Raw genomic sequence first — 23,105 nt, forward strand, 5'->3', positions numbered from 1 at the left:
TGGAGGCTGCAATCCCTGCTGTGCCATTGCCGCCGCCGATATATTTATCCGCCAGAATCAGTGGGATACCCGTAATGATAATGACAAAGATGCCCAACAAAATACCAAGCAGGCCTGTCTGGACAATGACACTCAGGTCAATGGAGCAACCAAGTGCAAAGCCGAAAAATGGAATCAGGGCTTGCGTTGCGTTACCAAAGTATTTACGGAAATCGTGGTCCAGATTGCCTAATGCAAATCCGACCAGAAATGGTAAGACCGCGCCCACAAATGTCTGCGGCTCAAAAACGGCCAATCCGGTACTGCCCAAAATCAGCATTGTCACCAATGGACCTGATTCCAGGGACATCAGCACGAATGCTCCTGCCTCTTCCTTGGAGCCATATTGCTGCATAATAGAGGCGTACAGCCCGCCGTTCGTCATATCCATGGCGGAAATCAGCGCCAGCACGGACAAACCTGCAAACAGCCCGCTTTCCACACCATCAACAGGCAGCAGTCTGGAGGCAATGATCGCCACTACCCAGGCGACTGCGATTTTAGTCAATACAAGCGTACCTGATTTACGCAATACGGTACCCGTCGCCCGAACATCAATGGAAGCGCCCATACAAAAAAACCACACTGCCAAAATGGGTACCGTACCCGTCATTAGCCCCTTGGTAAAAGATCCAAAATAGTCTCCTGCCCATGGCGTAAACGTATGAAGCAGTGCGCCAATAAACAGCGGCACCAGCATAATGCCCCCTGGAATTTTATCAATGCTTTGTTTAATTTTCATAACTTCGTTCAACCCTTTCGTTTTTGCCAATGCAAAAACAAGGCCGGTTTACTTGCGGCTCAGGCCGAGATCAGGAATCAGTCTTGCGAAGGTATCATGGCTCTCCTTCAGCTGCCGTGCAAATGCCTCTGCATCCTTGACACGCAATCCTAGCCCATGCTTGCGCATTTCCTCCCTGAATTCCTCGTCCTCTGTCCCCTTGATCAGTGCGTCTGCCAGCATCCCGGCAATGTCATCCGGTGTATCCTTGGGTACAGCCAGCCCTCTCCAGGTGCCAATAAAATGCACACGCAGCCCGGTGGCCTGCTGGAGTGTCGGCACACTTGGAAACGCTTCCGAAATCGTGTCTGCCTGGATCGCCAGTATGCGAAGCTTTCCTTGGTCCACATATGTTTTCACTTCTGCGGGGCTAACGGGTACAGCATCCACGAATCCGCTCATCAAAGCGGAAACGGCTGGCCCAGCCCCCTCATAAGGGATATGAGTGAAGCGAACACCGCTTTTCTGCTCCAGCATCGCGGCAGCGAGGTGCCAGATGCTTCCCGTGCCTGCATTGCCCATTTTCAGCTTGCCGGGATGGGCACTGGCATCCTCCAGAAATGCCTCCGCTGTCTTCCACGGCGCATCCGCCCTGACCGTAATGGCGGAAGGGTCCATATTGGTTTGAAGCAGCGGCTTAAAGCGCTCATAGGTGAGCGGCAGCAGTCCCAAATGGGGTAACGTAGTCAGCTCCGCAACCAGATACGTTACAGTGTAGCCATCTGCCTGCGCCTCAGCCCCCTCCATCAGCCCAACGGAACCGCCACCCCCCGTCCGGTTAACGACGGTGATGGGCTGACCAAGATGCTTTGCGGCGGCCTTTGCGAGCGCTCTAGCGGTAATATCTGTACCGCCCCCTGCCGCATAAGGAACGACAAGCGTAATTGGCTTCATAGGAAATGTATTGCTGTGATCCCGCAGGGTGCGGTGATCCACATATTCACTGATACTCAAGGCAGAAAGCATAGCTACTCCTGCCGCAACCAGCACATATTTTTGCCATGGCTTTTTCTTCATTACGCGCCCTCTTCTCCAAAAAATAAACCGGGTCCAACATGCACCCGTTTTCACCCCCCAACGTATTCGGCCATGTTTTGTGCTTACATGAAGCTAATGTACCGCACCGTGGAGGGCCACAGCTATCGCTTAATCTTCGTATTTATCTTCTAAAACGCCAGCATATCGATCTTTTGGTCGATCTGCATATTCATTAGAACATTTGCTGATTTCCCGGAATTTCCCTGGAGTCACCTGTTTATGCTTGCGGAATGCACGAATAAAGCTGTTCTCATTCCGGTATCCGACCCGGTCTGCAATTTCACTAATTTTCAAATGGGTTTCGCACAGTAAAGCACATGCTTTTTTCATGCGTAATCCAGTCAAATAGTCGTAAACGGTACTCCCCGTCTCTTCCTTGAACATGCTGCTGACCGAGGACACACTCATGTGAACCTGATCCGCAATCTCCTGCAGCCCTATGTTTAAATGCAGATGTTGCTCCATATAATCCATCATCTCTTGCACACGCACAAAATCCTTGGATCGTCTGCGTTCATTCCATTTTTCTTCCATATCCGACAGAATGACGACCAGCAATGCCTCAATATCTTGCAGATCCTGCGTCAGAATCTGATTCCAATGGTAATCAGCAAGCTTATCCGGCGGTGTCACACTTTGGGTGGCACACCATTCCAGCAGATCTTCCAGCAATTCATGAACAAAAAGGTAAACTTGGGCTGGAGCTGTCCTGTGAAGACGAAGCTCTTTTACCCATTGGCCGATCAGCTTGGCACTTGCACCCGGTTCCTGTGACTCCAGAGTATGAATCATGTCAATACGCCGATTGTCCAGCATCGTTGAATCCCGAGTTTGCTCCTGTAGCAGCACATCCGCTGAGCCATCCTTTTCCACATATACGTCGCAGTCCATGTTTGTATGTGAGCGTCCATACCCCTCATACAAGCGCAGGTTAAGGGCCTCTTTTCCTTTTACATAGGACTCCCGCGCCTCTTGAATATCTTTGACTACATGACCAACTCCAATAGAAATCGTCAAAGGAAGATGCTCACCGACAACCTGGATCAGCCTGTCTACACTTTTGTAAAGCACAATGCCCTCTTGGACAGCAGCCTCCGTACCAGCTTCGTATGCTCTCTCGCCGAACTGTAGCAGCACAACAGAGCCACTCTCCTCATCCGGCGCACTTACCGCTTTCCAGCAAGGCTCCAGCGTCTCCAGCAAAATATTGTTCAGCGCATACTTAAGCAGCATGGCATCCTCTTCTGGAAAGCTTGCGGCCCATGTGGAATATCGGTCGATCGATACGACCATGACAACCAAGGAATTGCCTTCCCAATCAGAAAAATACTGCTCCCATTTCATCCGCATTTCCTGTATGCCCATTCTACGCTGGATGATATCTTCAATATATTTGGAACGCAGCTCAGGCAGACTTCGCTCAACCACCAGTGATTTGCGATGGAACTCGCCAACCAGCTTGCTAATCACAGGCTCCAGGTCGTACAATCCTCCTTGGCGCGTTCCCCTATTGCCCGAATTCAACAGGCTATTAATTTTTTTCATGGGGCGAAAAGCCGCATAATTGTAATAGTAGACGGCTGAGCATCCAGCCAGTATAGAGATAAAGGCCAGCCACAGCATCATATTGCGCGCCAGCTTTACATTTTTCAGGAGCTTGTCCATAGGAACGAGCGATACCAGACGCCAGCCCGTTACATCCGAAAAAGTCTGGTTTGCCATATATTCCATATCCCCTATCTCTACATAAGCATAGGGACTCACATCCAGCTCTTGCAAAACCCGGTTCATCTCATTTAAGGGTACGGACGATCTCAGCTTGGGATAGATCAGTTCGCCTTCCAGATCATACACGTATTGCGAGTTGGATAAATGGATATACAGTTTGGAGAAAAAACGGTCGTAATCCAGATTGATCAGCACCGCACCGATAACCTTCCCCTCCTTTACTATGGGCCTCGCCAGTGAAAGCAGCTCTACCGTCCCATGCTGGGGGTCTGTGCCATACCACCTCCGCTTAATCAGTAGCGGCTTCCTGTGGATGTCCTGAATCCAGGGAACCCACGTGGTATCCGGTGCCTGTTTCCAATCAGGCAAGAAGCCGTAATTGCTGGATACAAGCGCATGATTCTCCAATGAGATTACTTCAACCGAATCAATCTCTTCATGTGAAGAAAGGGCTTTCAAATATTTCTGGAGTCGTTTTATTATGGAAGCGCTTTTGGATAGCGAATTTCCATCTGCTTGGATACGAGCAAATGCCTCCACGTCAGGGTGATAAGCCGCATCAAGTGCCATGTTATCTGACTCACGAAAAGCACGGTTGGTCACATCCAGATTAATTTGCAGCAGTTCGATATTAGGAGTGTTCAGCTCGGTATCCAAACCTTCACGATACCTCGAATAGGATAGTAGGCCAATCCCGCTAATAACGAACGAAACGCATAGAGTAAGCAGCAGAATCAGTCTTGTCTGTTTATTTTTCAGCATTAGTCGAAGCTTAAGTTGCAACATTCCCGTAACTTCATCCTTCCGGACTTCCTTCTCCATCTTTCTCTTGCTGAGGCTGTAAAAGTAATAAAATACTCTTCCTAAGAATCTATTTGACACCAGATAGGGAAATCCCTGCCTATGTATAACGAAACTTCAGAGAAGTTACGTCCTTAAAATCAAAAAGAAGAAGCCTCCCTTGGCAAGGGTAAGACTTCTTCTAGATCATTTCGTGCTGTTTAGCTCGTTTTCTCCACCTGGAAACGATCCAGCTCGCGCTGCATCTCCTCGCGAATCTGACGAAGCTCTTTCACCTTCTCGGCCGATTCCTCAAAGGAACGCTTCTGTTCCACCGTGGATGCCGTAATTTCTTCGCTGCCTGCGGCAGACTGCTGAGTGATAGCACTCATATTTTCGATAGCTTGCTGCACCTGTACGCTTAGTTCCCGCGATACATTCATATCTGTCGATAGCTTGCTGACCTGGCCAGCAATTTGCTGCACTTTGCCACTAATCTCTGCGAACGATTCGCCGGTGGAGGAGGTAGCCTTCTCCTGCTCACGGAACAGCTCCTGACTTTGCGACACAGAAGTCTTCACTTTATCCATGGCCTGCATAATACGCTCAACAGCGGTATAAATTTGCTTGACAGCGGACTCTGATTGGTTTGCCAGTTTTTTCACTTCATTGGCTACGACGGCAAAGCCTCTTCCCGCTTCGCCTGCACGCGCAGCCTCAATGGAAGCATTCAAGGACAGCAGCGATGTCTGGCTGGCAATTTCAGATACGTAGCCGGTCATGGTTGTAATCTCGGCTGCATTGGCCTCCAGCTCCTTGACCGTCTGTTCCACTTCGGCCATCGCTGAGCGATTTTCCGCAACGATGCGCAGTTGCTCGCTCATGACCTGCGTACCCTGCTCAACGGCATGCAAAGCATCCTCACTATACGCGGTCGACTGCGTCGTTTCCAGCAGATTGGCCTCAAACTTCTGCTGCATCTCGTCCACCACGCCAACCGTCGTCGACAGATCCTCGGCAATTTTCTGGCTGCCTATCGCCAGTTCCTCTGTTGACGTGCTGACTTGTGTCACAATTTCCTTCATGGCTTCATTATGCTGGTCAATATCCCGAGCCATCAGATCGACACGATTACCCGCCTGATCAATAGAAAGAACAATGGTACGCAAGTTGCCAATCATGACCCGGAACGACTCGTTGAGCTCATCCAGCTCATCGCGTCCTTTCGTTTGGGCGAGCTGCACGGTCAGATTCCCATCGGCAATTTTCTTCGCGGCATCCGTTAACCTGCGGGTTCTGAGGGCAAGCTGCCTGGAGGTATATGTATTATATAGCCCGACCGCCACCATAAGAAAAACAGCACCTGCCAAGGCCAATTGCCAGGTAAAACGAATGCTCTTGGTCAAGTCCTCTGTGTATTCGTCATATCGTGCCTTAGTCAGCAAGTCCAGCATAAATACATCGTTTTGAATCCCTTGTACACGCATGGCCTCCCGCTTGGACTCCGGGCTGTTTTGAGTGCTCATTGCTTTTTCCGTTGCTGCCTTAAACTTGCTGAATTTGGTTTTAATCGTACTCAGACGCTTTTGCTGCGCTTCGGTCTGCATCATGCCCTGCGATAGCAGCGTAATCGTTTTTTCAGACTGAGTCAGTTGCTTCGACACGTCGGCTTTGTTGCTCTCCGTCATGGAAGAAGAATAATTTTGTAAGGCCTGCCCCGACTGAATCAAATAAGCATTGAGCTGCTGTACATTTAGCATAGCAGGTACAAGATTGCTGCTTTGCGAGTTAATACGTAGTAATTCGAAAATAATATACGCTACTAAAGCCAGGCAAGCGATCAGGGAAACCATCGCGTTCAGCACCAGTTTACCTTGCAGTTTCATCAACATTCATCCTCCGTTTTGCAAAAATTTATTGGGCAGGTACCACAAGTGCGCCGGACTTGATTTTTTCCTTTAAATCACCCAGCAACTTTTGCTGATCCGGATTCAGTGTCACGACACGAATAGGTGCTAATCCTATCCCATCCTCCGCAAGACCGAACACCATATTCTTGTCCGTAAATTTTCTTTGATGATCTGCAAAGCCTGTGACTGCTTTATATATCGCAATGTCCACATTTTTAATCATTGAGGTGACAACCGCTTTTTCCGCAATGAAAAACTGATCGCTGTCAACCCCGATAGCATATTTTTGCTGCTTTTGCGCTTCCTGTAGTGCCCCCACGCCCGTCAGACCTGCTGCTGCATAAATAACATCAATCTGATTCTGATTGATCATATCCTGTGCAATCTCCGTGCCTAGCTCCGGCTTTCCAAAATCTCCGGCATACGTCGCGGTGACTTTGGCATCCGGCTTGACGGATTGAACTCCTGTGCGATATCCGGCCTCAAACTTTTTTAACAGGGGAGACTCCACGCCTCCGATAAAGCCTACCTGCTCTGTGTGACTGGTCAAACCTGCGACGACTCCAGCCATAAAGCTGCCCTCTTCTTCTTTAAAGGTGATCGAAGCCACATTCGGTAAATCCGATTTTTCATCCACGATTAAAAAGCTGCGGTCCGGATATTTTTTAGCAACGGCTTCCAGACTGTCCTTTACCATATAACCCAATCCAATGATTAAATCAGCTTTTTCTTGCGCAAGCTGCTCAAAAGCAGCATCATATGTCTTGGTCTCCGAAATTTCCCGATATTCAAACACAATTTTGCCTTCATCCCGTGCCTGGATCAAGCCTCGAAAAGCTGCGTCGCTGTAGGATTGATCGCCCAGACCAATGTCTGACAGTACGATTCCCACCTTCATGGGCTGCGCCTTGGTTTGTGCTGCCGATTGTCCACATGCACCCAGCAGGAGTGCAAAAATGATGACCATGGGAATCCACCTAAAAGTTAATAATACAGCTCGTTTCTTCATGACATATCACCTCAACATAATTTGGAAATCCCCAACAATTTTATATCGGTTGTAATAGCATATTTTTTCATGATAATTTCTGTAAATTCAGTTCTTTTATTTTATTAAGAAAAATAAATAGGACTGATCACCAGGCTTGAATCACGTCGCCTAACAATCAGTCCTCAAATCTATTTGCTTTTACTCCATTTGGAAGCAATCACATCTGCTTTACTTTCTATTAAATCCATGGCTTCCTCACGGCGTTTCGTTTTGAACAAATCAATCATGTCCACCAAATCGTTGCGGTCCAATAATTTAACTCCGTTCACAGCAGCAAGTGTTTTACAGGAATCGGTATAACGCCCGGAGGTAATGACGACAGACTTGTCTGCCGCATAATAGCGCATGGAGGTGTAAATCTCCTGCACCGCGCCCAAACCTACCGGATGTTGTATACCATAGCGCTTGGCCTGAATTACGACTCTGGCACCTTCACGGTCTGTAAAAACCAAATCCGCCCCAAAATCCCGGCTGCCGGTTGTTTTATAGATGTCCTTATAGCCAAGGGCAGATAATAGTCGTTGCAAATAAAGCTCAAATTCCGAGCCTTCCTCCATCCGATCGATATCCTGAATTCCAATTCTACGTGGGTCCAGATCGCGTAAAATCCGATTCCGGCGACCACGTATAAGTCCTCTTATAATAAGTACAAGCAACACGAAGACTACAATAAGTCCTATCCCTAATTCCCTATATGCGGATAATTGCTCCAGCAGCATTCCTCTTCCCCTTTTCTACAATAAACGTGCAGCCGCATAACCCCTAACAGTTAAATCCCTATGTTACACCTGACTCACGTATTACATCTCCCATGTTACACTCACATATTAACATGATAAAAGCCCCGCCAAATTCGACGGGGCTATCTTCGTCTTGCCTCAAAGCTCTCTAAATTCTATACTCAAAACAAAATTATTCACGATTCAACAAAGATTCTCCAGCGATGCCAGGCTGAGTCATTTGATACGGGTCCAAAATAATGTCCAGTTCTTCCTCGGTCAGGACATTATACAGCAAACACAGTTCACGCACCGATTTTCCTGTCGTGATGGCCTCGCGTGCAATGCGGGATACAACCTCATATCCGAGATGAGGATTAAGTGCTGTAATAATGCCTACACTGTTCTCCACATATTCACGACACCGCTCTACATTGGCTTCAATTCCGTCCACACAATGGATACGGAAAACGTTGAAGCCCTGCTTCATAATTTCCAGTGATTGCAGCAGGTTGTAGACAAGCACAGGCTCCATTACATTCAGCTCCAGCTGCCCTGCCTCAGAAGCCAGACAGATCGTATGGTCATTTCCAATGACCTGAAAAGCAATTTGGTTAATGACCTCACACATCACCGGATTGACCTTGCCCGGCATAATGGATGACCCCGGCTGACGAGCAGGCAGGCTCAGCTCTCCGAGACCAGCACGCGGCCCGGAGGCCATCAGACGGATGTCATTTGCCACCTTGGACATGTTCATCATACAAATTTTCAACGCAGCAGATACTTCGGTGTAGGCATCCGTATTTTGTGTAGCATCCACGAGATTCTCATCAGCTTCCAGCGGGAAGCCGCTGACCTCTGCCAACACCTCAGCGACACGCTGAATATAACGACGGTCTGCGTTCAAACCAGTACCAACCGCAGTCGCTCCCATATTAATCGTCAGCAGATGCTGCTTGGTCGCACGGACGCGACCGATATCACGGCCCAGCACACGCGCATAAGCCTGAAACTCCTGTCCCAGTCGAATCGGCACTGCATCCTGCAAGTGGGTCCGACCCATTTTAATCACACTATCAAACTCTTTCGCCTTACGGGAAAACGCTTCTTGAAGCTCACTCATGGTGACCAGCAACTGGTCAATCATACTTAATACAGCCAGATGGACTGCTGTAGGAAAAGCGTCGTTGGTCGATTGCGCCATATTGACATGGTTATTGGGGCTGATCTCCTGATAATCTCCACGCTGCTTACCCATCAGCTCCAGCGCCCGGTTTGCAATCACTTCATTGGTGTTCATATTAATAGACGTGCCTGCGCCGCCCTGAATCGGATCGACGATGAAATGGTCATGCAACTGCCCTTGAATGATCTCGTCAGCTGCCTGAATGATGGCCTCTGCTTTGGGACGATGCAAGCGGGTCAATTCCATATTTACCGTCGCTGCTCCCTTTTTGACGATCGCCATGGCCTTAATCAGTTCAGGGTGCAACCGTTGGCCTGTAATTGGAAAATTTTCTTTTGCCCTCAGGGTTTGTACACCATAATAGGCGTCTGACGGCACTTCCTTGTTACCTAAAAAATCATGCTCCAGCCTCATATTCTTCGATTCCTCCGCTGTGTGTGCTACGATCTTCAATCCAGACCAGCCGAATTGACCATACAGAGACCTTGGGACAGTCCCTCTTTCATTATACGTTCCCATTCCCGTGCTTTTCCAGTCAAATTAACGCGGAAAAAGGTTACACTATCTTATGACAAGTTATGATTGCCTGTATAGACTCTAATTATTCGACAAATGCTCAGCAATGATCGGCATGGGGATTCAAGAGCTTATAATAATACTTCGTGGCATGCAGCTGACCATCAGCTGACCTGGCATAACCCGGAATCACACCCGCTTCTATAAAACCGATAGACTCATATAGTCTATTGGAAGGATCACCCACCCGCGTATCCAGCACCAGTAACGTTCTGTCCTGACGAAGTGCTTCTTCTTCTGCCGCTTTCATTAACTGCCGTGCAACCCCCAGCCTGCGCCCCGACGGATGCACCATGAGCTTTGCAATTTCCGCACGATGTGTAGCGTTGGCTTTTTGAGCCAAATGAAGCTGAACCGTGCCCACAGGCACTCCGTCCTTCTCGGCAATCCACAACACCACACCATCTTCAAGCACACGATTCCAGTAAGCAGCTGCTTCCGGATAGGTCAGTGGTGGCAAAAACCCTATAGAAGCACCGTCTGCCACCACGTCGATTAACAGTCGAGTCAATGTGTCCGTCAGTTCTTCGTTCACAGCTTGAATAGGATAGACTATTATTTTGTTAGACACTATGATTCCTCCCAATGGCGTTGATAACATATAACAAAGAAAGCAAACTATCCTTTTACGATAGCTTACTTTCCATGGTATTTCTGTTACATCATTATTACTTCCGCCATTATTTCTGCTACTGATCTGCCATATAAAAGAATTCCCACAGATGACCATCTAAGTCCTGAAAGCTCCATCCGTACATAAAACCATGATCCTGAGGTTCGTTCGAAGGCTTGCCCCCCGCTTCCAAAGCCTTGTGGACTATCTCGTTCACCTTTGCTCTGCTCTCTACCGATAAAGCGATAATCGCTTCCGTGCTTTTGGTTGCATCCGAGATTTCTTTTGTCGTAAAAGCTTTAAAGCGCTCTTCAACCAGCAGCATAACAAAAATATGCTCATTAACCACCATACAGGTTGCATGTTCATCGGTGAATTGAGCATTAAATTCAAATCCAATTGCAGTGAAAAAGTCAATGGAGTGCTGCAGATTTTTAACCGGTAAATTCACAAAAATTTGTTTGGCTGTTACTCCCACGACATTTCACCTCTTCATACGTCTTAAATTCTGTTTTTCACACTGCTTCTCAAAAAAGATAACTTAACTATCGTATAAAGTCAAACAATCTGACATTCGTATTATCTATTGCTGCCAATCCAGCTTATCCAGGGTCCGAGATAATACAGCCGCCTCCAGTACATATACACCGATCCTGACAGTCGAGGGTAATCGCTGCGCTTCCTTTTCCAGCAAACCCTCAAGTAAAAAGCAAAAATGAATTCTTCTTGCCGTAGCATAATCAGATCATATTATTGTAAACTTGTTCTAATACAGAAAAAGGTGGCACATACGCTATGGAGCATTTGCTTAACAATCAGGTTAAAAACATTCAAATCAGCGGCATCCGCAAAATTGCCAATAAGGTTGCCGCATTGCCCGGAACCCTGTCCCTTACGATTGGACAGCCAGATTTCCCTACCCCTGCGCATATTATGGAAGCCGCCCATCGGGCGATTAACGAAGGACGCACCTCATATACGCCTAATCCCGGACTACCCGAGTTACGGGAAGCCGCAGCGGCATTTGTAGCCCGTAAATACGGGCTGAATTACCGTGGACAGGATGAGGTTATCGTAACGAACGGGGCCAGTGAAGCACTGGATATTACCCTGCGCACCATTTTGTCACCCGGCGATGAAGTCATTCTGCCTGTGCCAATCTACCCGGGTTACGAGCCATTGATCCGCTTGTCAGGCGGCATTCCCGTGTTTGCCGATACTCGCAGCAGCGGCTTCAAGCTCACTGCTGAGGTGCTGGAGCCTTACCTGACCGAGCGGACGAAAGCAGTCATCCTCGGCTATCCTTCGAATCCGACCGGGCGAGTGATGAGCCGTGAGGAATTGGAAGCGGTCGCCGATTTGCTGAAGGAACGCGAGCTGTTTGTCATTTCGGATGAAATATACAGCGAACTGATTTACGATGCTCCCCACGTGTCCATTGCAGCACTTCCAGGTATGCGGGAACGTACCATTGTCATCAACGGACTGTCCAAGTCACATTCCATGACGGGCTGGCGCATTGGTTTTACGCTTTCACCCGCTGAAATTTCACAGCATATGGTTAAGGTTCATCAGTATAACGTGACCTGTGCCAGCTCGATCAGCCAATATGCTGCGCTGGAAGCTCTGACCGCCGGTGTGGACGATGCACTTCCGATGCGCGAGGAGTACCGCAAGCGTCGTGATTATGTGCATGGAAGGCTGACAGACATGGGAATTCCGCTTGAGAAGCCCGAGGGAGCCTTTTATCTATTTCCTTCCATCGCCCATTTTGGATTAAGCTCGATGGATTTCACCTTGAAACTGCTGGAAGAGCATGGAGTAGCTGTCGTACCAGGAGATGCCTTTTCTTCCTATGGCGAAGGATACATTCGCCTGTCCTACGCTTACGGACCAGAGGTGCTGGAGCAAGGGCTGGATAAAATAGAAAGGTTTGTTAGAGGAATTGTGAGGAGTTAAGGTGGGAGAGGCGCTACGCGGTTCATTTGATCTTCCAATCGCTGTTGCAGTGGGATTCTTGGATTGTATAAAACATTTATAGGTAAGAATCCCACTAAGCATATGCTTTCGAAGCGAGCTTTCCTATGGAAAGCTTTTAGGCGAACGCTCCGCTTCTCCAGATTCAAATGGCCCGCTTCGCTACTACCCGCCTTAAAGTCACCACAATTCTCTAACGTGTGTGTGAAGTAGCTAGGGTTAAAAAAAATACTCACCGCTTTGCGCGGTGAGTAGATATAAAGAGAACCCTTGGATGGAACTTCCCCCATGGCAACCACATTGCTTATGATATTCCTCTATTTTTCCATTAATTTATTGAATATCTCTCTATCTTTGGAAGTAAAGTCGGAAATCCGTTTTTTTTGCTCGTATGTGTTGGTACTTGAATCCAATTTAATGAAGCTATTTTCACCAACCACATATACGATATTTTTTTTTATCTTATATGACACAATATTATCAACAGTATTTTCCAGTGGATCAGCAAGATGATTATAAAGTATTAAAGGGTCGTGCGGCCCCCCTCTAAAAATTTGAAAAGTCCCGTCACCAAAATATTCTACGGTATCTTTGCCTGATGGGTATTTATACTTCGTATGATCCCCGGAATTTACCAGGAAAATTAGAGTTGTAGCTATAACTAGTAGAGAGATCAAGATCAAGATATATCTACGCTTCATCTGCAATTCACACCTCACTTCCAAGCTTTTCTTGCATCAGTTACTGTAACATAAGATGTATAATCATTGAGTGTTCCCCATGATTCCATTAAATTTGTTAGATTGGCTGCAGCCCAACCAAGTTTGTTGTTCCCAGTAAACATTTGTTTAAAATTATACTCAAAATTATAGACATCAGAATACGTTGTAGTAATTTTCCATTGCCCGTCAACGTAATTTCCATTTATTTCATAATACATGTTGTGAAAAGCATTATATAAATCTTTATCACTTTCTAATCCCTTAGATCCATTATATGAAAAACTTTTAACTTTATTAGCGTTAGCTTTTTTGACTTCGTCATTAACTATTGCGATGTGCTCTTTAGATTTTTTAATTTGCTGCGCCTCATATGACCACTCATTAAAGTATAAATTTCCTGGTTTGTAATCAAGTGAATGTTGAAGTAAATTGGCTGTGATGTCTCCGTACTTCTTTCGAGCTATAGGAACAGCTACGGATGTAAATGCTTTACGATCAGGATAATGTATTACAGTGTCTGTCGAATCTTTTACTTGTTCTACACCTCGCACCCAAGCCTTTTCTAGTTCTACCAGAGGATTTTCAAACGGAAAAGTGTTATTTCCAGCATACACTAACATATTCTTACTATATGCGCCTTGCAGCACTTCCTGCGAGATATCAGACAGATCCTCTTCTCTTGTTTCCTTAGGTTCTAACTGAGGGCTGTATTGAATTTTCCCAATTGATCTTCTTTTTGTTTTAAAACAAGTTCAAACTCAAGGATCTCTTTGCTGGTATCCATTTGTTCTTGATACTTTTCTACATAAGCGTGTGTAAACGTAATTTCTCGGATCGTGTTTTCATTTCTCACGATTTGGATGTTACATTTTCGATAGTAATCCTCACTATCAGGTTTATATTCTGTGTTTGCCCATGTATACAGCATGTTGGTATTATCCGCATTGTCTATAACCGAAGGAAGCGAATGGAGCGGAATTTTGCTTCGAATATGTAGTGAATGTGCCAAAACTGAAGACTTAGCTGAAAGGTTTTTGGCACTATTGTTCATATATGTAAAACCAGTGATTTCACCATTTACAAACTCGATTGGCTCACCACCGGATTTGCGTTCGATTCTTAATGAAATGCTCATTGAAGTAATCTCCTCTGTTAATTTAATCTAGTTCTATAGGAAAAATTTATGAAACCAATTTCCAAATATTAATATATACGAAAGATATTAAATAGTAAACATATTTTTAACTTGATAAAGGACGTAAAAAAATCCCTTCTGAGTATAGACAGTAAGGGGGCTTATTCCAAACTGTCTACTCAAAAGGGATAATAGCAAACCACCCATACAGGTGATCCAACGGCCTGTTCGCTCTTCCTCTACTCCCTCACCTCGGTGTGGGTTTCATGGGTGCGTTGCTTTAAGCACGGCGCAGCGGAGGGGGCGGAATGGTGCTGGACAAGCGTAAGCGGTCGCCTTTAAATTCCGATTTTAACCTTAAAATATCCAATCATAAAAAATCGGAATTTAACAGCGATGGTAAGCACCATCCGCCACCGCAGCGGCCTTTAAAGCTCAAAACCTGAATCCGCGCCGCACCTCTACCGCCTATTTTAAATGCATTTTGAATTGCAGGAATAGCTCATTATAATGAGCCAGCATCCGCTTGCCAAGGTTGTCGTATACCTCCAGCTTATCGGTAATTTCGGACGGAGGATAGAATCGCTCATCGCCAGAAATATCTGCAGGCAGCAGCTTTTTACCGTCTTTGTTTGGGGTAGAGTAGCCTACAAACTCGGCATTTTGAGCGGCTACATCGGGCTGCATCATAAAATTGATGAATTTATGGGCCGCATCCACATGGGTAGCTGTTTTGGGAATAACCATGTTATCAAACCACAGGTTGGAGCCTTCATCCGGAACGATGTAATCCAGCTTGTCGTTCTGGTCCATGATTTCCGACGCATCGCCGGACCATACAACCCCCGCAGCAGCTTCCTCATTGGCCAGCAGCATTTTAATCTCGTCACCAACAACGGCCTTGACATTCGGCGCTAGCTTTTCGAGCTTCGTCAAAGCCTGCTGCAAATGCGCCTTATTCGTATCATTCAAGGAATAGTGGAGACTGTTCAGCGACATGCCCATAATCTCCCTGGCTCCATCGACCAGCAGCAAATTGTTGCGCAACTTCGGGTCCCACAGGCCATCCCAGCTATGAAAATCAATGCCTTTGGTTAGCTCCGGGTTAAACACGATCCCGACCGTACCCCAAAAATACGGAACTGAATATTGGTTATTCGGATCAAACGAAAGGTTTAGAAAATGAGAATCCACATGCTTCAAATTCGGCAGCTTGCTGTGATCCAGCGGAAGCAAAAGGTGCTCCTGCTTCATTTTAGCCAGCGCATACTCCGAAGGAACCGCGACATCAAACGAAGTTCCACCCTGCTCAATTTTCGTCAGCATCGCCTCATTGGAGTCAAACGTCTGATAAATGACGGTAATCCCCGTCTCCTTCTGAAACCTTTCCAGCAGCTCAGGGTCAATGTAGTCTCCCCAGTTGTACACCGTCAGCGTGTTGCCACCGGAATAGCCCTGACTGGAGTTGAGCCATGCCGCCACCCCCATCAGACTGAACGAGATAATAAAAATGGAGAGAAATACGCGCACTAGCGACTTCATCTAGGTGCCCCCATTTCCGCCGCAGGCTCTTTTTTTCCATTACGGTTCGCCTTGCGCATAATAAAGTAATAGCCCACCACCAGCAGCACCGTAAACAGGAAAATGAGCGTGGACAACGCATTGATGGACAAGGAAACCCCTTGGCGAGCACGTGAGTAAATTTCCACTGACAAGGTCGAATAGCCGCTGCCTGTCACAAAAAAGGTCACCGCAAAATCATCCAGCGAGTACGTTAACGCCATAAAAAAGCCCGCATAAATCCCTGGCTTGATAAAGGGTAAAATCACCTTGGTCAGCACATCCAGTCGGCTGGCACCCAAATCACGCGCTGCATCGACCAGAGATGGGCTCATTTCCTGAAGCCGCGGCAAAATCATAATGACCGCAATCGGCACACTAAATGCAATATGGGATAACAAGACCGAATAGAAGCCCAGCTTGATTCCAGCCATTGTGAACAAAATGAGGAAGGAAGCGCCGATAATCACGTCAGGGTTCACGATCAGCACATTGTTGAGCGACAGCAGCGTATTTTTGACCCGACGATTCTGCATCTGGTGAATAGCCAACGCGCCCATGATGCCGATAATCGTAGCCAATGCAGACGACAGCAGCGCGATCACCAAGGTGTTAATGATAATAATGATCAGGCGAGTGTCAGCAAACACTTCTTTATAGTATTGGAGTGTGAACCCTTCAAACTTGTGCATCGTCCCGCCGCTGTTGAAGGAATAGTACATCAGATACAGAATGGGTGCGTACAACACGAGAAAAACGATCACCAAATACACATTCCCGAATCGATTTTTATTTGCCATGTCGTACCCTCCGTTTCGTTCCCGATGTGACCACCATAATGATACCCATCGCCAATATCAGGAACACAGCCACCGTAGAGCCCATCCCCCAATCCTGTGTCACCAGAAAATGCTGCTCAATCGCCGTTCCCAGGGTAATGACACGGTTGCCCGCAATCAGACGGGTGATCATAAACAGCGACAGCGCCGGAATGAACACCGCCATACAGCCGGATCGCACGCCCGAAAGCGTTAGCGGGAAAACAACCCGGCGAAATGCCGTCCACCTGGAGGCTCCCAGATCACGTGCAGCATCCAGCAGTGAAGGATTTAACCCTTCCAGCGCATTAAAGATCGGCAAAATCATAAAAGGCACAAAAATATACACCGACACAAACACAAAGCTGGAGCTGGTAAACAGTAATTGCTGTCCCCCCAGCCCAATCATGCCCAACACGGCATTCACCGGACCATAGGTACCGAAAATCCCGATAAAAGCATACGTTTTGAGCAGCAGGTTAATCCATGTAGGCAAAATAATGAGCAATAGCCACAGCTGCTTATGCTTGGTTCGTGTGAGCAAATACGCCGCCGGATAAGCCACCAGGAGTGAAAACACCGTGATCAGAAATGCAAACCAAAACGAACTGAGCGTCATGCTCAAATATACGGGTGTCAAAAACTGTGCATAGTTGCTGAATGTGAAATGACCGTCTACATCAAATAAAGAGTAGTAAAATACAAGCACAACTGGTGCTACGACGAACAGCACAATCCATAAATAGTAAGGCAGCAGGTACGCCGCTCTTGTATTACCGGACATGCTGATCCACCTCTTCATAGGCTTCCAGACGCCGATCAAATTCTTCCTCTGTTTCCCCGAAACGCATCACGTGAATCGCTTCCGGGTCAAAATGCAGGCCGATTTCACTGCCAAGCTCCGCTTTTTTGGTGGAATGCACCAGCCATTCCTGCCCCGAATCATCATAGCAGCTAATCTCATAGTGAACCCCGCGGAATAACTGGGTGTCCACCTTTACACGCAGCTTACCCTCAGCAACACTGGTAATCTCCAAATCCTCCGGCCGGATCACGATTTCGATCGGTTCGTTCGGACGCAGCCCTCCGTCTACACACTCAAACTGTCGACCATTAAATTCCACCTGATAGTCTGCAATCATACGCCCGGGGACAATATTCGATTCACCAATGAAATCGGCAACAAACCGATTGATCGGTTCATCATAAATATCATTAGGTGTGCCGCTCTGCTCAATCTTTCCTTTGTTCATGACAAAAATTTCGTCCGACATGGCCAGCGCTTCCTCCTGATCATGCGTAACGAAAATAAAGGTAATTCCAAGGCGCTGCTGCATTTCGCGCAAAATGTACTGCATTTCTGTACGCAGCTTTAAATCCAGCGCAGACAACGGTTCATCCAGCAGCAGAACCTCCGGCTCATTGACGATGGCCCGTGCGATGGCTACACGCTGACGCTGTCCCCCGGACATCTCGGAAATTTCCCGTTCGCCGTAGCCTTCCAGATTGACAAAGGACAACGCCTGTGTCACCTTTTCCTGAATGTCCTTTTTGTTCATCTTTTTGATCCGCAGACCAAAAGCAACATTTTCAAACACATTCAGATGCGGGAATAACGCGTAATCCTGAAACACGGTATTGACCTGCCGCTCATTGGCCGGAACACGATTAATGAGCTTGTCATTCAAATAGATGGAGCCTTCCGTTGGCTCTGCAAAGCCTGCAATCATACGCAGAATCGTCGTTTTACCACAGCCGGAAGGACCCAGCAGTGTATAAAATTTACCACGCTCAATCTCAAAGCTGACATTCGCCAGCACCGGGGGATCGTTGTCATATTGCTTGGTCACCCGTTCAAACCGGATGATGGTTTGCTCTCCCATAACACCCTCCTTCAAAGATTCGACTTCATTTCATTCCAATTCTTTCTTTTCATTAAACATATTTATTCAAGCCGTATCATTTTACCCTTGAGACTTCCATGTAAAATAATCTGTCAGCACACGAATGGCTACCTTGATCGCTTCCTCCGCAGGCTCCAGCTTGGCATGGTGCAAGCCATAAGGCGTATCAACACCGAGCCAGAACATCAGGCCCGGAATCCGCTCCAGAAAATACCCGAAATCCTCGCCGGTCATCGCTTCCCCGCATTCAATGAGCTGCACATCCTGCCGATCACTGACCCAGTTCATGAATTCTTCTGTCACCTTGGCTTCATTGTACACTTGCAAATAATTGGAGCCATAATGAATTTCCGCCTGGCATTCAAACCCAGCTTCCATACCACGCACCAGCGCTTCAATCCGCGATTTAACCAGCTTCATGGTACCCGCTGACAATGTACGAATGGTCCCCTCCAAACGTGCGGTTTCTGCAATAATATTCTGCTTCGTGCCGCCGCTAACCTTACCGACCGTAACGACTGCCGCATCCAGCGGGTTCACATTTCGGGCCACAATCGTTTGCAACTGACCCACCAGTTGACAAGCAGCGACGACCATATCGTTCGCCTTGTGCGGGTAAGCAGCATGCCCGCCCGTACCCTTCAGATCGATGAAAAGCTCCGACGTGTTGGCAAATAAAATGCCCGGGCGAGTCGCAATCGTACCGACCGGATACTCCGGTGCCACATGCAGCGCGACAATTTCATCCGGCATCCAGTCTGCCAGTTCTGCGCTGTCGCGCATCGGCAACGCTCCGCCCGGCCCTTCCTCGGCAGGTTGAAATATTACAACCAGATCGTCCTTCATGGAATGACTTGCAAAATGAGTAACGATTCCCAGCCCAATCGTCATATGTAAATCGTGTCCGCAAGCATGCATATAGCCGGGATGGGTCGAACGAAAATTATACCCCGTCTCTTCTTCAATCGGTAAGCCATCCATATCGCAACGATATCCATAGCGGCGTTCGGGAGCCGTTCCATGAATAAACACCAATACACCTGTACGCCATGTACGAATTTCCAGACGCTCCTGAGGGAGCGTTCCCAAATAATTCAACAAATATTGCTGTGTTTTATATTCCTCAAAACCTGGTTCGGGAATCTGATGTAAATCCCTCCGTATTTGGACAAAAGAACGGTAATCGACTGTACTCATTTTGTTGCTCCGCCTCCTTTTTCTAGCTCACCAACTTTTATCTGGCAAAAGAATAAAAGGACAAAAGCCCGGCGCAGCCGCCGAGCCTTGTCCGTTGTGCTTCGTCCCTAAATTGTGTGTCAGTGCATCTCATCTCTGACAAGGAATCGTTCACCTTGGTACATTCAAAATCGTTTCTCTTACAGAACGCGTAGCTCTTTCAAAATCTCAGTTTTGGATTTCGTCTTGTCGTCGACCTGTTTGATCACACGTGCTGGTGTACCAGCAACCACGGAGTATGGAGGCACATCTTCCGTTACGACAGCTCCGGCTGCAACAACCGCACCTTTACCGATTCGTACGCCTTCCAATACGACTGAATTTGCACCGATCAATACTTCGTCTTCTACTATAACAGGCTGTGCGGACGGTGGTTCAATAACACCCGCAAGGACAACGCCTGCACCGATATGGCACATGTTGCCTACTTTAACACGACCGCCAAGTACAGCATTCATATCAATCATCGTGCCTTCACCAATCGTAACACCGATGTTAATCACTGCGCCCATCATAATGACTGCATTGTTACCGATACCGACCATATCACGAATATATGCACCTGGCTCAATGCGAGCATTGATACCTTTCAAATCAAGCATAGGTACAGCAGAGTTGCGGCGGTCATTTTCCACCACATAGTCTTCCTCTTTAGCGTTTGCGTTGTCCAGTACAGGCTTGATGTCTGCCCAATCGCCAAATACAACACCACTGTCCCCGGAAATAAAAGCTTGCACATTCTCGCCAAAGGATGCGGAAGCCAAAGCTCCTTTTACATATACTTTAACAGGCGTCTTTTTCTTGCTGTTTTTAATCACGTTGATGACTTCTTGTGTATTCATTTCGATGGACATAGTAAATCGAACAACTCCTTTATCACTTCATACGACTTTACAACAAGCCGGAATGATCTTATTCTCTCATCCTTTATAGCACAAAAGTGCAGGTCTCGCAATTACAGAATAGATCTTCAGAGCGCTAACCTAGTACCTAAAATAACAAGTTTCAGCAGTTTGACTGCCTTAGATTCATTATTGTAAGCCAGCGACCGCCCGACATCAAAACAGGGTTATTTATTCGCTTGCAGGCTCTCTAGCGATGTATAAATGAAGGACTCAAAGCCTTCAGCAGCTTCCCCAAGGGGAATGTTCACTTTCACGATGAAAGCCCCCGTTGTATTTTCCACAATAATATATTGTTGTGTGGCCTTCAAACCGCTCGCTTGCAGGAATAGGTGGCTGCTGGACAGCGCTTGAGGCACCGCTGCTTTGTCCAGCTTTTGCACCTTGCCGATGGAAGCCAGATCCTTCTCGCCTTCTTTTTGAAGCTCATCCAGATTAAAATCGGAAGGCAGCTTCGTAATTTCAGCGTAATAGTTATCATCTACAGCCAAGGCTACGCGGTTTTGATCGGGGAACAGGGACATCGGATCAAACACATACAACGAATAGCCCTCTCCTTGTGCCAATGTAGCCGTCTGCGTTTCCTTTTTGCCTTCAAGGGTAAGCTCAAAGGCTTGCGTTTTCGAGCGTTCCCTGCCTGCTGCTTGGCTTGAGCCTCCGGTGTCTTTGTCCCCTCCTGCTGCTTGGCTGGAACCCTCGTTTTCCTTGCCCCCTGTTGCTGCTTCTGTTTTTTGTATTTTCGTTAAAATGAGCTGCTTCGCAGTTGTGTCCCCCTCAACAGCCTTTTCGCTATATTCAAACGATACTGAATCGCCTTCCTCAAGTCCGGCCACTACCGTGTCCAGCCCTTCGCCCAGTTGGAAGGATTGGGCTTCACCATTGATTTCAATTTCAACCGTATGCGGATCAGCGGCTCCGTTGTATACGCCTGTGCCTTGTTTGACCTCCGGCTCAGCGACCGGGTTCACTTGCGGTTGTTGCGTTTGCGATTGGTCTGCCCCTTGAGGTGCGGTGTTATGGGTCTGCGGTTTCGTTCCACAGGCTGACAGGGCCAGCACTGCTACTACAGTCAATAGTATGATTGAAAATGTGTTGTTTTTTTTCATAAAATCCACCTCCATTAAGATAGACGAGTTTGTTCAGCAAAAGTTCTACGCAGCAACACACTTAGTCTCCTGCATTTTAAAGCCCTTCTCCTGCTCCCGTTTTTTTACACTCTCAGGTATTTGCAAAATCCTCATACCACGCAGATGTCAGGTACGGTATAATGGGCTGTATCAACTATTTTTCGAGATACTCTTTTCAAAACACTTTTTCAAAATACCCATGGAAGGAAGCAAAAGAAGGAAGCAAATAGCCTGAATTCCTTCCGTACGGATGGAGCTGCATATGAATCAAGCACACAAATCGTCGTTTTCTTTTGAACTATTGTACATCGTAGGCATTATCGCTATATCGTTCTCCTCAATCTTCGTCAGATGGTCTGAAGCCGAGGTGTCCGTTATCGCTATGTACCGTTTGTACCTGACCAACCTCGTCATGCTGCCATTGGTCTGGAAATACCGCACCGAGCTATTCAGCCTCACCCGCAAGCAGTGGATACTAATCCTCTGGTCCGGTATCGCATTAGGGCTGCATTTCTTGCTCTGGATGGGCTCACTGCGACTGACCACCGTTGCAAGCTCTACTGTTATTATGACATTGGAGCCGATCCTTGTCATGCTCGGTTCTTTTTTGTTTTTCCGGACAGGCACAAATCGAGCCATGCTCGTCGGAATGGGGCTGGCCTTTGTTGGCTCACTGGCCATCGGGGCTGGAGATTTTCACGTCTCCGGACAAGCCCTGCTCGGAGATGCTCTTTCATTTTTAGGCATGGTAGCGGTTTCCATTCATATGCTGATGGGCAAGCATCTACGTGAGCATTTGAGCGCTTTTGTGTATAATTTTTGGGTATTCGCCATCGCCGCCACTTCGCTTGCGCTGTATAATGTGGTCAATGCCATTCCTTTTACCGGATACGCTCCACGGGAATGGGGACTGTTCCTGCTGCTTGCGATTGTACCCACGCTATTCGGACATTACCTGTTTAACTGGCTACTCAAATACATTAACGCCACCGCGGTGTCGATGGCGGTACTCGGCGAGCCCGTTATTTCTTCTCTGCTAGCTTGGGTGCTGCTGGGAGAAAGACTATCAGCGCTGCAATTTGGTGCAGGCTTCTTCATCCTGCTGGGGGTATGGATTTTTATCCGATACGGCACAGATTTTAAAAAGCCAGTCGTCCACCAAAGCGAACTATCCAACACAGAGCGTCCCCTTAAAGCCAGCTCTTAACTTATTTATCCCATTTTCATATACCATACTCAATTTATAAATGTAAGGATTTTGCGAAAATCCTCATATCATTATTGAAAAAAGAAAGGCGGA

General features: G+C 47.2%; 21 protein-coding genes. 2 read left to right on the plus strand and 19 right to left on the minus strand.

What is annotated here, in order from left to right; translation table 11 throughout:
- From WG8_RS16410 to WG8_RS16450, 9 genes are all read right to left on the minus strand, one after another.
- Positions 1–781, minus strand: a 781-nt coding sequence (locus WG8_RS16410; RefSeq protein WP_007431352.1) for a 2-keto-3-deoxygluconate permease, incomplete at its 3' end; no start/stop codon positions are given.
- 48 nt (positions 782–829) lie between these two features.
- Positions 830–1,837, minus strand: coding sequence for a tripartite tricarboxylate transporter substrate binding protein (locus tag WG8_RS16415; RefSeq protein WP_007431353.1), 1,008 nt, complete (start codon positions 1,835–1,837; stop codon positions 830–832).
- Positions 1,838–1,966: 129 nt separating this feature from the next.
- The gene (locus tag WG8_RS16420) at positions 1,967–4,408 is read right to left on the minus strand and encodes an AraC family transcriptional regulator (RefSeq protein WP_083837588.1); all 2,442 of its coding nucleotides are present in this window, start codon (positions 4,406–4,408) and stop codon (positions 1,967–1,969) included.
- Positions 4,409–4,587: 179 nt separating this feature from the next.
- Entirely contained in the window at positions 4,588–6,252 is a 1,665-nt protein-coding gene (locus tag WG8_RS16425; protein ID WP_007431355.1) for a methyl-accepting chemotaxis protein, read from the minus strand.
- Positions 6,253–6,280: 28 nt separating this feature from the next.
- Complete coding sequence (locus tag WG8_RS16430) at positions 6,281–7,285, minus strand: BMP family lipoprotein (RefSeq protein ID WP_043891118.1); 1,005 nt, start codon at positions 7,283–7,285, stop codon at positions 6,281–6,283.
- Positions 7,286–7,455: 170 nt separating this feature from the next.
- Positions 7,456–8,046 carry a restriction endonuclease gene (locus WG8_RS16435; RefSeq protein WP_007431357.1) on the minus strand — a complete coding sequence of 197 codons (591 nt, stop codon included), beginning with the start codon at positions 8,044–8,046 and terminating at the stop codon, positions 7,456–7,458.
- A 193-nt stretch (positions 8,047–8,239) separates the two neighbouring features.
- A complete protein-coding gene (gene aspA / locus WG8_RS16440; RefSeq protein WP_007431358.1) occupies positions 8,240–9,649 on the minus strand; it encodes an aspartate ammonia-lyase in 1,410 nt (469 codons plus the stop codon).
- 202 nt (positions 9,650–9,851) lie between these two features.
- On the minus strand, positions 9,852–10,382 hold the full coding sequence (locus tag WG8_RS16445) for a GNAT family N-acetyltransferase (RefSeq protein WP_007431359.1): 531 nt from the start codon (positions 10,380–10,382) through the stop codon (positions 9,852–9,854).
- Positions 10,383–10,500: 118 nt separating this feature from the next.
- Complete coding sequence (locus tag WG8_RS16450; RefSeq protein ID WP_007431360.1) at positions 10,501–10,902, minus strand: VOC family protein; 402 nt, start codon at positions 10,900–10,902, stop codon at positions 10,501–10,503.
- Between the two features lie 317 nt (positions 10,903–11,219).
- Here WG8_RS16450 and WG8_RS16455 point away from each other — a divergent pair, with 317 nt between their 5' ends.
- Complete coding sequence (locus WG8_RS16455) at positions 11,220–12,383, plus strand: aminotransferase A (protein ID WP_007431362.1); 1,164 nt, start codon at positions 11,220–11,222, stop codon at positions 12,381–12,383.
- A 335-nt stretch (positions 12,384–12,718) separates the two neighbouring features.
- Here WG8_RS16455 and WG8_RS27445 read toward each other — a convergent pair whose 3' ends face one another.
- The 10 genes from WG8_RS27445 to WG8_RS16505 form a co-directional block, all read right to left on the minus strand.
- On the minus strand, positions 12,719–13,102 hold the full coding sequence (locus tag WG8_RS27445; RefSeq protein WP_043891119.1) for a hypothetical protein: 384 nt from the start codon (positions 13,100–13,102) through the stop codon (positions 12,719–12,721).
- Positions 13,103–13,116: 14 nt separating this feature from the next.
- The gene (locus WG8_RS28630; protein ID WP_232289112.1) at positions 13,117–13,743 is read right to left on the minus strand and encodes a hypothetical protein; all 627 of its coding nucleotides are present in this window, start codon (positions 13,741–13,743) and stop codon (positions 13,117–13,119) included.
- Between the two features lie 74 nt (positions 13,744–13,817).
- Positions 13,818–14,258 carry a hypothetical protein gene (locus WG8_RS28635; protein ID WP_007431363.1) on the minus strand — a complete coding sequence of 147 codons (441 nt, stop codon included), beginning with the start codon at positions 14,256–14,258 and terminating at the stop codon, positions 13,818–13,820.
- 468 nt (positions 14,259–14,726) lie between these two features.
- Positions 14,727–15,800, minus strand: coding sequence for an ABC transporter substrate-binding protein (locus tag WG8_RS16475; protein WP_007431365.1), 1,074 nt, complete (start codon positions 15,798–15,800; stop codon positions 14,727–14,729).
- The gene (locus tag WG8_RS16480) at positions 15,797–16,618 is read right to left on the minus strand and encodes an ABC transporter permease (protein ID WP_007431366.1); all 822 of its coding nucleotides are present in this window, start codon (positions 16,616–16,618) and stop codon (positions 15,797–15,799) included. Before WG8_RS16480 ends, WG8_RS16475 begins: the two co-directional genes overlap by 4 nt.
- On the minus strand, positions 16,608–17,420 hold the full coding sequence (locus tag WG8_RS16485) for an ABC transporter permease (RefSeq protein ID WP_007431367.1): 813 nt from the start codon (positions 17,418–17,420) through the stop codon (positions 16,608–16,610). Before WG8_RS16485 ends, WG8_RS16480 begins: the two co-directional genes overlap by 11 nt.
- On the minus strand, positions 17,410–18,519 hold the full coding sequence (locus tag WG8_RS16490) for an ABC transporter ATP-binding protein (protein ID WP_007431368.1): 1,110 nt from the start codon (positions 18,517–18,519) through the stop codon (positions 17,410–17,412). The genes WG8_RS16485 and WG8_RS16490 overlap by 11 nt, the downstream gene beginning before the upstream one ends.
- An 81-nt stretch (positions 18,520–18,600) precedes the next feature.
- Complete coding sequence (locus WG8_RS16495) at positions 18,601–19,737, minus strand: N-acetyldiaminopimelate deacetylase (protein ID WP_007431369.1); 1,137 nt, start codon at positions 19,735–19,737, stop codon at positions 18,601–18,603.
- 179 nt (positions 19,738–19,916) lie between these two features.
- A complete protein-coding gene (gene dapD, locus WG8_RS16500; protein WP_007431370.1) occupies positions 19,917–20,630 on the minus strand; it encodes a 2,3,4,5-tetrahydropyridine-2,6-dicarboxylate N-acetyltransferase in 714 nt (237 codons plus the stop codon).
- Positions 20,631–20,845: 215 nt separating this feature from the next.
- Complete coding sequence (locus WG8_RS16505) at positions 20,846–21,784, minus strand: hypothetical protein (RefSeq protein ID WP_007431371.1); 939 nt, start codon at positions 21,782–21,784, stop codon at positions 20,846–20,848.
- Positions 21,785–22,067: 283 nt separating this feature from the next.
- On the opposite strand from WG8_RS16505, the gene WG8_RS16510 reads away from it, so the two are divergent.
- Entirely contained in the window at positions 22,068–23,012 is a 945-nt protein-coding gene (locus WG8_RS16510; RefSeq protein WP_007431372.1) for a DMT family transporter, read from the plus strand.
- Positions 23,013–23,105: the final 93 nt, after the last annotated feature.

Source organism: Paenibacillus sp. Aloe-11, assembly GCF_000245715.1.
GTDB classification, from domain to species: Bacteria; Bacillota; Bacilli; order Paenibacillales; family Paenibacillaceae; genus Paenibacillus; species Paenibacillus kribbensis.